10 protein-coding genes and 2 tRNA genes are annotated in these 13,325 nt (G+C 60.5%); 9 read left to right on the forward strand and 3 right to left on the reverse strand.

What is annotated here, in order from left to right; translation table 11 throughout:
- Positions 1-159: 159 nt before the first annotated feature.
- Positions 160-2,580: an endopeptidase La gene (lon, locus tag QA648_RS04795; protein WP_283049944.1), complete on the forward strand. Its 2,421-nt coding sequence runs from the start codon at positions 160-162 to the stop codon at positions 2,578-2,580.
- 205 nt (positions 2,581-2,785) lie between these two features.
- Positions 2,786-3,061, forward strand: coding sequence for a DNA-binding protein HupB (gene hupB / locus QA648_RS04800; protein WP_104822664.1), 276 nt, complete (start codon positions 2,786-2,788; stop codon positions 3,059-3,061).
- Positions 3,062-3,185: 124 nt separating this feature from the next.
- Here hupB and QA648_RS04805 read toward each other — a convergent pair whose 3' ends face one another.
- Both QA648_RS04805 and QA648_RS04810 read right to left on the reverse strand, forming a co-directional pair.
- Complete coding sequence (locus QA648_RS04805; protein WP_283049947.1) at positions 3,186-3,533, reverse strand: hypothetical protein; 348 nt, start codon at positions 3,531-3,533, stop codon at positions 3,186-3,188.
- Between the two features lie 208 nt (positions 3,534-3,741).
- Positions 3,742-4,728, reverse strand: coding sequence for an aldo/keto reductase (locus QA648_RS04810; protein WP_283049950.1), 987 nt, complete (start codon positions 4,726-4,728; stop codon positions 3,742-3,744).
- A gap of 219 nt (positions 4,729-4,947) precedes the next feature.
- Here QA648_RS04810 and QA648_RS04815 point away from each other — a divergent pair, with 219 nt between their 5' ends.
- From QA648_RS04815 to QA648_RS04825, 3 genes are all read left to right on the forward strand, one after another.
- Positions 4,948-6,183 (forward strand): DNA repair exonuclease, encoded by a 1,236-nt coding sequence (locus QA648_RS04815; RefSeq protein WP_283049951.1) that lies wholly within the window; start codon positions 4,948-4,950, stop codon positions 6,181-6,183.
- Positions 6,184-6,186: 3 nt separating this feature from the next.
- On the forward strand, positions 6,187-9,648 hold the full coding sequence (locus QA648_RS04820; RefSeq protein ID WP_283049953.1) for a YhaN family protein: 3,462 nt from the start codon (positions 6,187-6,189) through the stop codon (positions 9,646-9,648).
- A 108-nt stretch (positions 9,649-9,756) separates the two neighbouring features.
- Entirely contained in the window at positions 9,757-10,152 is a 396-nt protein-coding gene (locus QA648_RS04825; protein ID WP_283049955.1) for a cupin domain-containing protein, read from the forward strand.
- A gap of 41 nt (positions 10,153-10,193) precedes the next feature.
- Here QA648_RS04825 and QA648_RS04830 read toward each other — a convergent pair whose 3' ends face one another.
- On the reverse strand, positions 10,194-11,423 hold the full coding sequence (locus QA648_RS04830; protein WP_283049957.1) for a glycosyltransferase family 2 protein: 1,230 nt from the start codon (positions 11,421-11,423) through the stop codon (positions 10,194-10,196).
- Between the two features lie 498 nt (positions 11,424-11,921).
- Here QA648_RS04830 and QA648_RS04835 point away from each other — a divergent pair.
- The 4 genes from QA648_RS04835 to QA648_RS04850 all read left to right on the forward strand — a co-directional run bounded on the left by QA648_RS04835 (position 11,922) and on the right by QA648_RS04850 (position 13,323).
- Positions 11,922-11,998: transfer RNA gene (locus tag QA648_RS04835), tRNA-Asp, on the forward strand.
- Between the two features lie 50 nt (positions 11,999-12,048).
- Positions 12,049-12,125 (forward strand) — tRNA-Asp (locus QA648_RS04840).
- 260 nt (positions 12,126-12,385) lie between these two features.
- Complete coding sequence (locus tag QA648_RS04845; protein WP_028754004.1) at positions 12,386-12,751, forward strand: NADH-quinone oxidoreductase subunit A; 366 nt, start codon at positions 12,386-12,388, stop codon at positions 12,749-12,751.
- Positions 12,742-13,323: an NADH-quinone oxidoreductase subunit B gene (locus QA648_RS04850; RefSeq protein WP_104822680.1), complete on the forward strand. Its 582-nt coding sequence runs from the start codon at positions 12,742-12,744 to the stop codon at positions 13,321-13,323. The genes QA648_RS04845 and QA648_RS04850 overlap by 10 nt, the downstream gene beginning before the upstream one ends.
- Positions 13,324-13,325: the final 2 nt, after the last annotated feature.

Consider the following 13,325-nt stretch of genomic DNA (forward strand, 5'->3'; position numbering starts at 1 on the left):
TTCCTCCTCGTGACATGCGCGTTTCGCCACCCTGCAGCGCGTTTTGCACGACTTGAAATGAATGATGTGAAGCTCCACTTCCAACCCAAGTGAGAGAGCCGGCTAATTCCCCCATGCCGGCAGAAGAGCCCGGGAACGGGACGACGGAAAGGAAATGACATGACTAAGAAAACGTCTGCGGCAAATGAGAGCATTGCCTATCCGGTATTGCCATTGCGCGACATCGTGGTTTTCCCCCACATGATCGTGCCGCTGTTCGTCGGACGGGAGAAGTCCATCCGCGCGCTGGAAGAGGTCATGGGGTCCGACAAGCAGATCATGCTCGTCACCCAGATCAATGCCAGCGACGATGATCCCGCCCCGGACGCAATCCACAGGGTCGGCACGGTAGCCAATGTGCTGCAGCTCCTGAAGCTCCCAGACGGCACCGTCAAGGTGCTGGTCGAGGGCCGGGCACGCGCAGAGATCGACACTTATACGGGTCGCGAGGATTTTTACGAGGCCCTCGGCCATGTCCTGAATGAGCCGAATGAAGATCCGGTCGAACTGGAAGCGCTGAGCCGCTCGGTCGTTTCGGAATTCGAAAGCTACGTGAAGCTCAACAAGAAGATCTCGCCGGAAGTGGTTGGCGCCGCCAGCCAGATCGACGACTACTCGAAGCTCGCCGACACCGTCGCTTCGCATCTGTCGATCAAGATCACCGAGAAGCAGGAAATGCTGGAAACCACCAGCGTCAAGGGCCGCCTCGAAAAGGCGCTCGGCTTCATGGAAGGCGAGATTTCGGTTCTGCAGGTCGAAAAGCGTATCCGCTCGCGCGTCAAGCGCCAGATGGAGAAGACCCAGCGCGAATACTACCTGAATGAGCAGATGAAGGCGATCCAGAAGGAACTCGGCGACGGCGAAGAAGGCCGCGACGAGATGGCCGAACTGGAAGAGCGCATCTCCAAGACGAAGCTCTCCAAGGAAGCCAAGGAAAAGGCCGATGCGGAGCTGAAGAAGCTGCGTCAGATGAGCCCGATGTCGGCGGAAGCCACCGTCGTGCGCAACTATCTCGACTGGCTGCTGGGCATCCCCTGGCACAAGAAGTCGAAGATCAAGACCGATCTGAACAATGCCGAGAAGATCCTTGAAGCGGATCATTTCGGTCTCGACAAGGTCAAGGAGCGCATCGTCGAATATCTGGCCGTCCAGGCGCGCGCGACGAAGATCAAGGGCCCGATCCTTTGCCTCGTCGGCCCTCCGGGCGTCGGCAAGACCTCGCTCGCCCAGTCGATCGCCAAGGCGACCGGCCGTGAGTATGTCCGCATGGCGCTTGGCGGCGTTCGTGACGAAGCCGAAATCCGCGGTCACCGCCGCACCTATATCGGCTCGATGCCCGGCAAGGTCATCCAGTCGATGAAGAAGGCCAAGAAGTCCAACCCGCTCTTCCTGCTCGACGAAATCGACAAGATGGGCATGGATTTCCGCGGCGATCCGTCTTCGGCCCTGCTGGAAGTGCTGGACCCGGCGCAGAACTCGACCTTCATGGATCACTACCTGGAAGTCGAATACGATCTGTCTGACGTGATGTTCATCACGACGGCGAACACGCTGAACATCCCTGCGCCGCTGATGGACCGCATGGAAATCATTCGTATCGCCGGCTACACCGAAGACGAGAAGCGCGAAATCGCCAAGCGGCACCTGCTGCCGAAGGCCATCAAGGAACATGCGCTGCAGCCGAATGAATTTTCGGTCAGCGACGACGCCCTGATGGCGATCAGCCAGCAGTACACCCGCGAAGCCGGCGTGCGTAACTTCGAGCGCGAATTGATGAAGCTCGCCCGTAAAGCGGTCACCGAGATCATCAAGGGCAAGGCCAAGTCTGTCGCGGTCACCGCTGCGAATATCGACGAATATCTCGGCGTTCCGCGCTTCCGCCATGGCGAAGCCGAACGCGACGATCAGGTCGGTGTTGTCACCGGTCTCGCCTGGACGGAAGTCGGCGGCGAATTGCTGACGATCGAAGGCGTGATGATGCCGGGCAAGGGCCGCATGACGGTCACCGGCAACCTGAAGGAAGTCATGAAGGAATCGATTTCCGCGGCGGCCTCGTATGTCCGCTCGCGCGCTGTCGATTTCGGCGTCCAGCCGCCGCTCTTCGACAAGAGCGACATCCACGTGCACGTGCCGGAAGGTGCGACGCCGAAGGATGGTCCCTCGGCTGGTGTCGCCATGGCGACCGCCATCGTCTCGATCATGACCGGCATCCCGGTTTCCAAGGATGTCGCCATGACCGGTGAAATCACGCTGCGTGGCCGCGTGCTGCCGATCGGCGGCCTGAAGGAAAAGCTGCTTGCAGCGCTTCGCGGCGGCATCAAGAAGGTGCTGATTCCGGAGGAAAACGCCAAGGATTTGGCGGAGATTCCGGACAACATGAAGAACAACATGGAGATCGTCCCGGTATCGCGCATGGGCGAGGTGATCAAGCATGCGCTGATCCGCAGACCGGAGCCGATCGAGTGGGATGGCACCGTTGAAACGCCCGTGATCGCAACGGTTGAAGGCGTCGACGATGTGGGTGCTGCCATCGCGCACTAGGCGTGGTTGAGCCTCATTTGCGCCGAATTGACATGAAACCAGAAAAGACCGGCAAAATGCCGGTCTTTTTTGTGAAAAGCTTTTGACAGCGCTTGCTTTTCCTTGATTTGCAGGGCTTTTGGGGGTTGCGGCGGGCTAGAGCACTCGTATTCTGCGCCCCGCTTACAAGATGAGTCGTTTCATACCAGTAGAAAGGGGTGGAAACATGAATAAGAATGAGCTCGTGTCCGCAGTGGCCGAGAAGGCCGGTATTACGAAGGCTGACGCTGCTTCCGCTGTTGACGCTGTTTTCGATACCGTCCAGTCTGAACTGAAGAAGGGCGGCGACATTCGTCTCGCAGGTTTCGGCAGCTTCACCGTTTCCCACCGTGCAGCTACGAAGGGCCGTAACCCGTCCACCGGCGCTGAAGTTGATATCGCGGCTCGTAACGTGCCGAAGTTCACGCCCGGCAAGGGCCTGAAGGACGCCGTCAACGGCTGATCCGTTTTCACCCGCCTATTGGGGCTTTTGCTCCATGGTGGAGGATATAGGGGGTTCGAAGCATTTCGGACCCCCTTTTTTGTAGCGATGCACCAATGACTACTTTTGGTCAGGTGTGCCAACTCTACTCGCCGCCGCGGGGGCGATCATGACCGGAGACCAGCCCGGTCGAAACCACGGTCTCAAAATACTCGACCTTCAGATCGAAGGAGCGCAAAAGCTTCTGGGTACTTGCCTTCACCACCGCATCGTCAAAATCACCTTTGCCAAAGTGACCGGCAGAGGCCATATCGGCCCAAAAGCTCATAACCACCAGCTCATTGTTCTCGCCACGAACCCTGCGGGCGAGGGTCGCCCCAAGATGGCCGGGAAGCTGCGCCATTTCAACAAAGGTGGTCGTCTCAAGATGCTTCGCATAAGTCGCCAGCACCTCATCGGAGCCAGCGACGGCCCGCCAAGAACGAACGATCATATCAATTCCCTATCCCGCCTGGAGGTGCTTGTAGCCCCCATTTCCCGATGTCCGATCGTGATTTATGCACTGCTTTCGTTGCCCGGCAATCTCAATTGCTGGCGTAGTGGAGGCTCGAAATTCCAGAGGGCGATCAAAGAAGCGTCCGGACAAAAAATCTGTGGCCGGATCTGCACCCGGCCATGCGTTTTCCCAGAAACTCCTGTCGTTACCAGCGGTGATGAACGTGCGGGGCAATCAGGCGTTCGTAGATCTCGCGCGTTGCCGCCATGACATTGGCCGAAAGCGGCGCAAGATTGGCGGCTGCCGCATTGGCTCTGGCCTGCTCGGCATTGCGCGCACCGGGGATGACGACGGTGACTGCTTCGCTCATCAGAATCCAGCGCAGTGCGAACGCTGCCATGCTGGCGCCCGCCGGAACCAGCTTGCGCACTTCTTCGACCGCCTGCAGGCCGACCTCAAAGGGAACGCCGGCAAAGGTCTCACCGACATCGAAGGCCTCGCCGTGGCGGTTGAAGTTGCGATGATCGTCGCTGGCGAACTGGGTATCGCGGGTGATCTTGCCGGAAAGCAGGCCGGAGGCCAACGGCACACGGGCAATGACCGCAACGTTCTTGCGCCTGGCTTCCTTGAAGAACAGGTGGTCCGGGCGTTGGCGGAAGATGTTGTAGATGATCTGGATGCTGAGCACGCCCGGATATTCGATCGCCTTCAGCGCCTCCTCGACTTTCTCGACGCTGACGCCGTAGCCCTTGATCTTTCCGGCCTTCTGCAGTTCGTCAAGGCCGGCGAAAACTTCGGGGCGGTAGAGCACTTCTGTCGGCGGGCAATGCAACTGCACGAGGTCGAGGCTGTCGACGCCGAGGTTTTTCAGGCTGCGGTCGATGAAGCCTTCGAGATTGGCCTTGTTGTAGCCGTCGGCGACGTGCGGGTTGAGCCGACGGCCGGCTTTGGTCGCGACCATCGGGCGCGTGCCGCCGCGCGCCTTCAACACGTCTGCGATGATCTTTTCTGAGCGGCCGTCGCCATAAACGTCGGCAGTATCGATGAAGGTCATGCCGGCGTCGAGCGCAGCATTCAAGGCGGCGCGGCCGTCCGCCTCGCTGACATCACCCCAGGCGCCGCCGATTTGCCAGGCGCCGAAGCCGACATTCGTAACGATAAAGGGCGTGCGGCCAAAAGCATCGTGTTTCATGGAATTGTCTCCGTTCGTGATGAAATGCCAGGGCACTACCAGCCGCTCAGAGTGCGGACAAGCCTGGGGCGACATTGCAAGATCGCAATCGCGTGACATAGGAGCATGACAGGACCCGGCAATAGATGAAAGCGTTGGATGACCTCTCCCGCATGGTGTTCATCGGCCCCGTATTTCCGTAAAAAGAAGGTGCCAGATATCTGACGATGACCGGAGCTTATGCCCTCTTTCAGTTTCATCCACGCCGCCGATCTGCATCTCGGCAGTCCTTTTCAGGGGCTGGCGTTGAAAGATGCTGCTATCGCCGCCGTCTTCGTGGAAGCGAGCCGCAAGGCCTTTTCGACGCTGGTGGGGCTGGCGATCGAGAAAGCGGTCGATTTCTTCCTTATCGCTGGCGATGTCTATGACGGCGATTGGAAGGACAACAAGATCGGCCTGTTCTTCAATCGGGAAATGGCGCGGCTGGAGCGGGCCGGCATCCGGGTCTATCTGCTACGCGGCAATCACGACGCGGCGAGCGTCATCACCAAGACCATTACCCTGCCAGCCAATGTCCATGAATTCCCGACCAACAAGCCCGGCTCCGTCAGGCTGGATGGGTTGCAGGTAGCGCTGCACGGGCAGGGCTTTGCCGAGCGCTCTGCCAACGATAATCTGGCGCTTGCCTATCCGGCGCCCGTGTCCGGCTGGTTCAATATCGGCATTCTCCATACCTCGCTCACCGGCCGCGAGCCGCACGCGCCTTACGCGCCGTGTTCGGTCGATGATCTGCGTTCGCGTGGCTACGATTACTGGGCGCTCGGCCACGTGCACGACTATGAGGTGGTGGCAAACGACCCGCTGGTGGTTTTTCCGGGCAACCTGCAGGGCCGCAGCATTCGCGAGCGCGGGGCGAAGGGCGCCGTGCTGGTCACGGTCGAGGAAGGCCGCGTCAGCCACGAACGCTTGATCGTTGACGAGGCGCGGTTTGCGCAGGCCGATATTGCCGTCGATCCCGAGGACGATCAGGCCGCAATCCTGTGCCGCGTCGAGCAGGCGGTGCAGTCACTTGCCGGTGACATGGCGGGACGCATGACGGCGCTGCGCGTTCGGCTATCGGGCATCACGCCGTTGCAGGGCGCCATTGCCGCCAATCGCCAGCAATGGCGCGACGAGGTCGAGGCCGCCTGCCATCGCGTGCATGAGGATATCTGGCTGGAGAAGCTGGAGCTGCGCCTGGAGCCACCTGTCGCAAGCGCTGTCGAGGCTAACGGCACGCTCGATCTCGGCCAATTGCTGGCCGAACATGCCGGTGATGCGGATATCGTCGCGGAAGCGGAAAGGCTCGTTGGCGAAATCGCGATGCGCTTGCCCTCCGGCCTCGGCGCAGCGGAGTTGCCGCTTGACGACACCATCGAGATGCTGATCGAGGAGGCGCGGCAATTGCTGCTGGCGCGAGGGCAGGGGGCAGACTGACCCATGCGCTTCGATCGGCTCGACATTCTCCGCTACGGTGCACTGACCGACCGCACGCTCGATTTTCGTGCAGGTGCGAAACTTCATGTCATTTATGGGCCGAACGAGGCGGGGAAATCCTCGGCGCTCAGTGCCATTTCGGATCTGCTTTTCGGCTTTCCCGTTGCCGCCGAACAAAGCTTCCTGCATGAGCCGACGAGCCTTCGTGTCGGCGCTGCAATCAGCGCGCGGTATGGTGCGTCGTTGGCTTTCCGCCGCCGCCGCGGGCGCAAGAACACTCTGCTCGCTCCCGACGACAAGGAGGGGCCGCTTGCGGAAGATGCCTTGGCGCCGTTCCTCGGCCATTTGAGTCGCGATGTCTTCGAGCGTGCTTTCGGGCTCGATTCTCTCCGATTGCGGCAAGGCGCGACGGCCATGCTGCGCAGCGGCGGCGAGATCGGCAGCCTGTTGTTTTCCGCCGCCTCGGGCCTAACGGGCCTGTCGCGGCTGCGGCAGTCTCTCGATGGTGAAGCGGACGGCATCTATGCCCAGCGGCGGTCGAAGGATCGCAGTTTCTACCGCGCTCTGGACCGCCATGACGAGGCCCGCAGGGCCGAACGCGACAATGAGCTCAAATCCGGTGACTGGAAGAAGTTGCTGGCGGAAGCCGTCGAATTGGAAGGCGAATTGGAGCGCCTGCAGGACCAGCGTCGCCAGACGCGTCAGGCGCTAGACCGACTGCAAAGATTGAAGACGCTGCAGCCGCTGCTGGCCGAAATCGATGGCGAGATCGCCGCGCTTGACCGCCTCGCCGATCTCTCGGTTTTACCGGACAATTTTGCGGATCGGCTGGAGCAGAGCCTGAGCGACAAGCGCGCCGCCGAGGACGAGTTGCGCCGTGCCCAGCAATTGGCCGAACGCACCGGCGAAGAGCTGTCGCTGATTGAGATAGACGAAACGCTGCTGCGGATATCGAACGACATCACGCAGCTTTTTGCCGATAGCGGCAATTATCGCAGCCAGCGTCATGACCTGCCGCGTGTCGATCAGGAGTTGGCGAGCTATGATGCGGAGCTCGCACAGCTTGCCCGCCGCCTCGGCCTTTCAGATGTTGCGCAATTGGAAAAACGGCAACCGAGCGATGTCGACCGCGCCCGCCTCTCGGAACTGGTGGAAGAGGGCAGGCGGTTGCTGCTCCGTGCCCAGGCAATTGCAGAGCAATTGGACAGCGAGCGCGGGCAGCTCGTGGCGCTGGAGAGGGATGGTCTTGCCGGCCGTTTGATCGATCCCCGGCCTCATCTCGATCAACTGGAGTCACTGACCGGTGATCTAACCGCTCTTGCCCGTCTCGACGCGTTGGAGACGCATATCCGCCGTGCCGAGGCAGACCTTGGCGAGGCCGCTGCCCGCCTGCGTCCTCCTGTTGCCGATGTCGAGGCGTTATTTTCCGCGCCGCTGCCGGACAGTGCCGAGATCGCCACGCATCGCGAGGCTATCGATGCTGCCCGCGGCAGCCTGCGCGAGGCGTCCGACAAGGTGCGCCTCCATGATGAGCAGTTGGCTGAGATCGAGCAGGCGCTGGAGGATGCTGAGCGCACGGGTCCGATCGTCACACGTGAACAGATCGCCGGCGCACGCAATGCTCGCGATGGCCTATGGCAATCGATCCGCGACGGGCTGGCGGATGGTGGACCGGCTCCCGATGGAAAAGCCATCGCCAGGTTCACGACGAGCCTTGCGGAAGCGGATCGGCTGGCCGATGCGGCGCTGAGTGATGCGGACCGTGTTTCTCGCCATGCGGATAATCTATTGCGCCGCGCGCGGCTGCAGCAGGAGCGTGAGGCGGCCGCAAAGCGACTGCAACAGTGCGAAGAGAAATCCGCAAAAGCGCTCGCCACCTTTGCCGCGCTCTTCGAGCCCTGCGGTATCGCCGCGCTCGATCCAGCGGCCATGCTGGAATGGCGGCGCGCGGTTGAAGGGTTGTTCCGCGAGCGTCGGGCTCTGCGCGATCTGGTGGACGAGCGGGATGAAGCTGCGCGTGCCGAAGCGCGTGTGTCTCCGGCGCTAAAAGATATCGCCGACGCCACCGGCTATAAGAGCGGCCGGCTACCGTCAGGCGCCATGGCGGAAGGGTTGCGAAAACATCTTCGCCTGCTTTCGGAGCGTTGGAATGAAAGTCGCACGCGCGAAGGCGAGATCGCCTCGGCACGCGACCGGCTGACGCGTCTTGGTGAACAGAGCCAAGATATCGAGCGGCGGCAGGCCGGTTGGCGCGACGCGTTTGGTAAAGCTGTCCTCCCGTTCGGTCTTCCCGCAGATGCGACGCTGGAGATGGCTGCCGCTGCCTTGAAGGCATGGATGGAACTGCCGGATGTCTTGGCGGAGCATGACAATCGTCAACGCCGTGTCAGCGGCATGCGCCGCGACATGGCCGATTTCGAGCGTCGGCTTGCAACACTTGCCGCAACCGCCGGCTATGAACTCGACCACCTGCCGCCGGACGCCGCGGCCGAGGCGCTGCACGCTCGTGCCAATGCGGCGCGCGGTGAGCAGAAGAAGCGCGACCAGCTCGATGAGGAGCGTCAGCGCGCCGAGGCACAGGCCCTCCGCTGCAGTGACGCGCTTGCAACGGTGGTGGCTGATCTTGCTCGTCTGACTGCCGATCTGCCCGAGGATGCCGATCTGCCGGCATTGCTGTCGCGCCTGCGCGAACGTGCCCGGCTGAACACGAGGCTGATGGAAAGCCGCGACCGTTTCCGCCAGCAGGCCGATGGCGGCAGCGAGGATGAGAGCCGCGCGCAGCTCGCCGGCTTCGAGCGCATCGCCGCGGAGCTGGAAATCGAGCGGCTGACCGCCGAAGATCTCCGGCAATTCACCGCCCATGGCGAGCTGGTGGCGCGCCACGCGGAAAACCAGCGCCAGCAGCGTGCGCTGGAAACCGGTGTCAGCGCCGAACATGCCGTCTTCGAGAAGCTCTCCGCCGAGCAGGAGGCCAAGGACCTTGCGCGGCAATGGGTGGTGCTGAAACTCGCGGCACGGATGCTGGCAAGCTCGATGGAGGCCTATCGCGAGCGGCAGGCCGATCCGGTCATCAAGCGGGCAGGGGATTTGTTCTCCTTGCTGACCGGCCACCGCTTCGCGCGACTGGTCGAGGAACATGACGAGAGGGATGCGCTGCAACTGCTGGCGGAGCGCTCAGGTGGCGAGCGCGTGCCGCTGGATGGCTTGAGCGAGGGGACCGGCGATCAGCTTTATCTGGCGCTGCGGCTCGCCTTCCTCGAAGATTATTCCTCCCGCAACGAGCCCGCGCCGTTGATCGTCGACGACATCTTCCAGACCTTCGACGATGACCGCGCCAGCGCCGGCCTGAAGGCGCTCGCCGGCACGGCGGAGCGTTTCCAGACTATTCTCTTCACCCATGAAATGAGCCTGGTCGAGATTGCCAAACGGGAGATCGGCAAGGACTTGGACCTGATCCAACTGTAAAGCGCCGACATCGGCGTTGTCGCTTGGATGACGTCATCGAATGGCATAGGCTTGCGGCAGAGAACGAGGCGCGGCAGGCGCTGCGCTGGTGGAAGCAGGAGAAACGCCGTGGAGATCAAGCCCAATGGATCGCGTCCGTCCTTCAATGCGCCGGCCGAGTATTTTACCGGCAGCGTACGCCAGGAACCATTGATGCAGGCGCAGGCACCGGCCCGTGTCCAGGTGGTCAATGTCAGCTTCGACCCGGGCGCCCGCACAGCCTGGCATACACATCCCTTCGGGCAGACACTGGTGGTGACCTCCGGCAAGGGACTGGCGCAAAGCTGGGGCGGCGAAATCCGCGAGATCAATGCCGGCGATGTGCTCTGGTTTGCCCCGGGCGAAAAGCATTGGCACGGCGCCGGGCTGGACACCGCGCTGACGCATATCGCCATTCAGGAAATGCAGGACGGCAAGGCCGCCGACTGGATGGAATATGTAACCGAAGAGCAATATCGCGGATAAAACCGGCTCGCGGCGGTTTGGATGGGATGGCAGCCGAGACCTTACATCGATGGAATGCGCAGCTTCGTTGGCATCAAGATCTTCGGGTCCGATTTATCGCGGCTGTAGGCTGGATTGATCGCGCGGTCTTCAAACGTCTGCGTCCCATGCAGCCGGCGGAGATTGTCTTTCTCCCGTTCAAATCGTTTCTTCCGTTCTCCCGATTTGTCCGATCCCCGTGAAACCGATTCATGGTGGTAAAGGCAGGCGAATGGCGTCCATATGATGCGAAAACCGGCCTTGTGGGCGCGCAGGCAATAGTCGACGTCGTTGTAGGCGACGGCGAAATTTTCTTCGTCGAACGTGCCGATTGCTTCGGCACAGTCGCTGGAAATCAGCATCACCGCCCCGGTCACACAGCTCATCGAATTGCGGACATGCAGCCTGTTCATGGGACCGCCGAAGTCCTTGGGCTTGTTCATGTACCAATGACCCGCCAGCCCGCCAAAGCCGACGAGGACGCCGGCATGCTGGATCTTGTCGTTCGGATAGAGAAGCTTGGCGCCGACGATGCCGGTCCCCTCGAAGGCGAGACAGGCCACCATCTCCTTCAGCCAGCCCGGCTCGATAATCTCGACGTCATTGTTGAGGATCAGATAGTGCTCGCCTTTGGCGGCGCGCAAACCTCGATTGATCGAACGGGAGAAATTGAAGGGTTCGGGCGTGATCGTCGCGGAAAACGTCGGCTGCGTTTTGCGGTATTGCTCGTAAAGGTCCAGCACGGCCTTGTCCGAAGAACCGTTATCGATGACCAATACTTCGAAATTGGGATAGTCCGTTTGCTCGAAGATATCCTTCAGAACGCGGGAAATCAGCTCGAAACTATCCTTGCTGGGAATAATGATGGAGATCTTCTGCCATGAAGTCTCCGAACGTTCGAACACCACGCGATGCAGGGTATTCGTCAAAGCCTCCTCGACCCGAATGGGCTGCTTTTGACGCTCAAATCGTTCCACGATCGCCTTCCTGGCATTGGCGGTCGCGGCATCCATGAATTTCCGGGAATAGGTGTGGCCGTTGCGCCGCCACCAATAGGCGGGGTAGGGCAGGTGAAGGACGGTATTGTCGGGCAGCCCTTCCAGATAGCGCAGCAGGAGATCATAGTCCTGCGAACCGTCGTATCCGGTGCGGAGATAGCCGATCTCGTGAAGCCGGCTGCGGCGGTAGATGGAGAAATGGTTGATGTAGTTGACGCCCGTCAGAAGAACGGGGTCATAGGCCGGCTTCAACATCAAGCCCTTGGGTTTCAGCCTATCGTCGACAACCAGTTCGTCGGTATAGAGGAACTCCCGACATCCTCGGTGTAAACGAGGCGCTCTACCAACTGAGCTAATCGCCCTTGCAGCAAGCGGGTCATTGGCCCGCCGCGTTCGGTGGCCGTGATCTATGCGGAACGACAAAAAACCGCAAGAGTGTTTGTGAAGATTTTTTGATTTTTTTGATGGCGCGGCATCAGTGGACGATATCGCCACATGCGACTGCTGGGGAAGCCCGGCTTGGTTGGGGCGGGTTTATGAGCCGTTTTTGAAATGCGTGAGGCGCGAACCTGCCATGCCAAATCGACGGAGCCGAAACGTGCCGGCGGCGGTCGCGAAAACAATTCGTGCTCTGTCATGGATTTGTATTTAAACCTGCTTGACACCCAAACGCGAACCCCGTAGTTAGCCGCTCATCGAACGGCGAGGCCGCTTTGATGGATGCGAAAGCATCCGGAATGCTTGAAATGAAGTGCGGGTGTAGCTCAGTCGGTTAGAGTGCCGGCCTGTCACGCCGGAGGTCGCGGGTTCGAGCCCCGTCACTCGCGCCATTTTAAAGCATGATTGCCGGATTTCGCATGACCGAAAGGTCAAACGATGCGCGGGTGTAGCTCAGTCGGTTAGAGTGCCGGCCTGTCACGCCGGAGGTCGCGGGTTCGAGCCCCGTCACTCGCGCCATTTGTTTCAAGCCATTACAATCAATCATCAATTTGCTGCGACTGCGAAAAAGCCGTTTTGCCTTTGCGCGGATTTGTCGCGATATCGTTACAGCCTGTTGGTAAGTCCGGTTCGGTAGTGCTTGAAACGACATATTCAAAAGGCTTGCGCCCGCGCTCCGGCTGCGCTAACCACGGCTCTGTTGCAACGCTCTTTCGCTTGGCTTGGGCATTTGCCCAGAGGCGCCGCCCCGGCGCACATGGCAAGCAGGGATGGACATGATGACTGGACTGCTCAGTTCCTATATTCCGATAGCTATTTTCATTGGTATTGCCGTGGTGATCGGCCTGGCGTTGTTGATCACGCCGTTTGCCGTCGCCTTCAAGGCGCCTGATTCGGAAAAGCTGTCGGCCTATGAGTGCGGCTTCAACGCATTCGACGACGCCCGCATGAAGTTCGACATCCGCTTCTATCTTGTGTCGATTCTCTTCATCATCTTTGACCTGGAAGTCGCCTTCCTTTTCCCCTGGGCCGTATCCTTTGGTGCGATCGGCTGGTTCGGGTTCTGGTCGATGATGGTATTCCTGGCGGTGCTGACCATCGGCTTTATTTATGAATGGAAGAAGGGGGCGCTCGAATGGGAGTAGTCCAAAGCAACACGACGCTCGTTGCGCCGCAGCCGAAGGGGATCATCGATCCCGCAACCGGCAAGCCCGTTGGCAGCAATGATCCGTATTTTGGCGAGATCAACAATGAACTCGCCGACAAGGGCTTTCTGGTCACTTCGACAGACGAGCTGATCAACTGGGCCCGTACCGGCTCGCTGATGTGGATGACCTTCGGTCTCGCCTGCTGCGCCGTCGAAATGATGCAGGTTTCCATGCCGCGTTATGACGTCGAGCGCTTCGGTTTCGCACCGCGCGCCTCGCCGCGCCAGTCTGACGTCATGATCGTCGCCGGCACGCTGACCAACAAGATGGCACCCGCTCTGCGCAAGGTCTACGACCAGATGCCGGAACCGCGCTACGTCATCTCAATGGGCTCCTGCGCCAACGGCGGCGGCTACTATCATTATTCCTATTCCGTCGTGCGCGGTTGCGACCGCGTGGTGCCGATCGACATCTATGTGCCGGGCTGTCCTCCCACGGCGGAGGCGCTGCTTTACGGCGTGCTTCTGCTGCAGAAGAAAATCCGGCGCACTGGCACGATCGAACGGTAAGG

It is taken from the genome of Rhizobium sp. CB3171 (assembly GCF_029714265.1).
GTDB lineage: Bacteria > Pseudomonadota > Alphaproteobacteria > Rhizobiales > Rhizobiaceae > Rhizobium.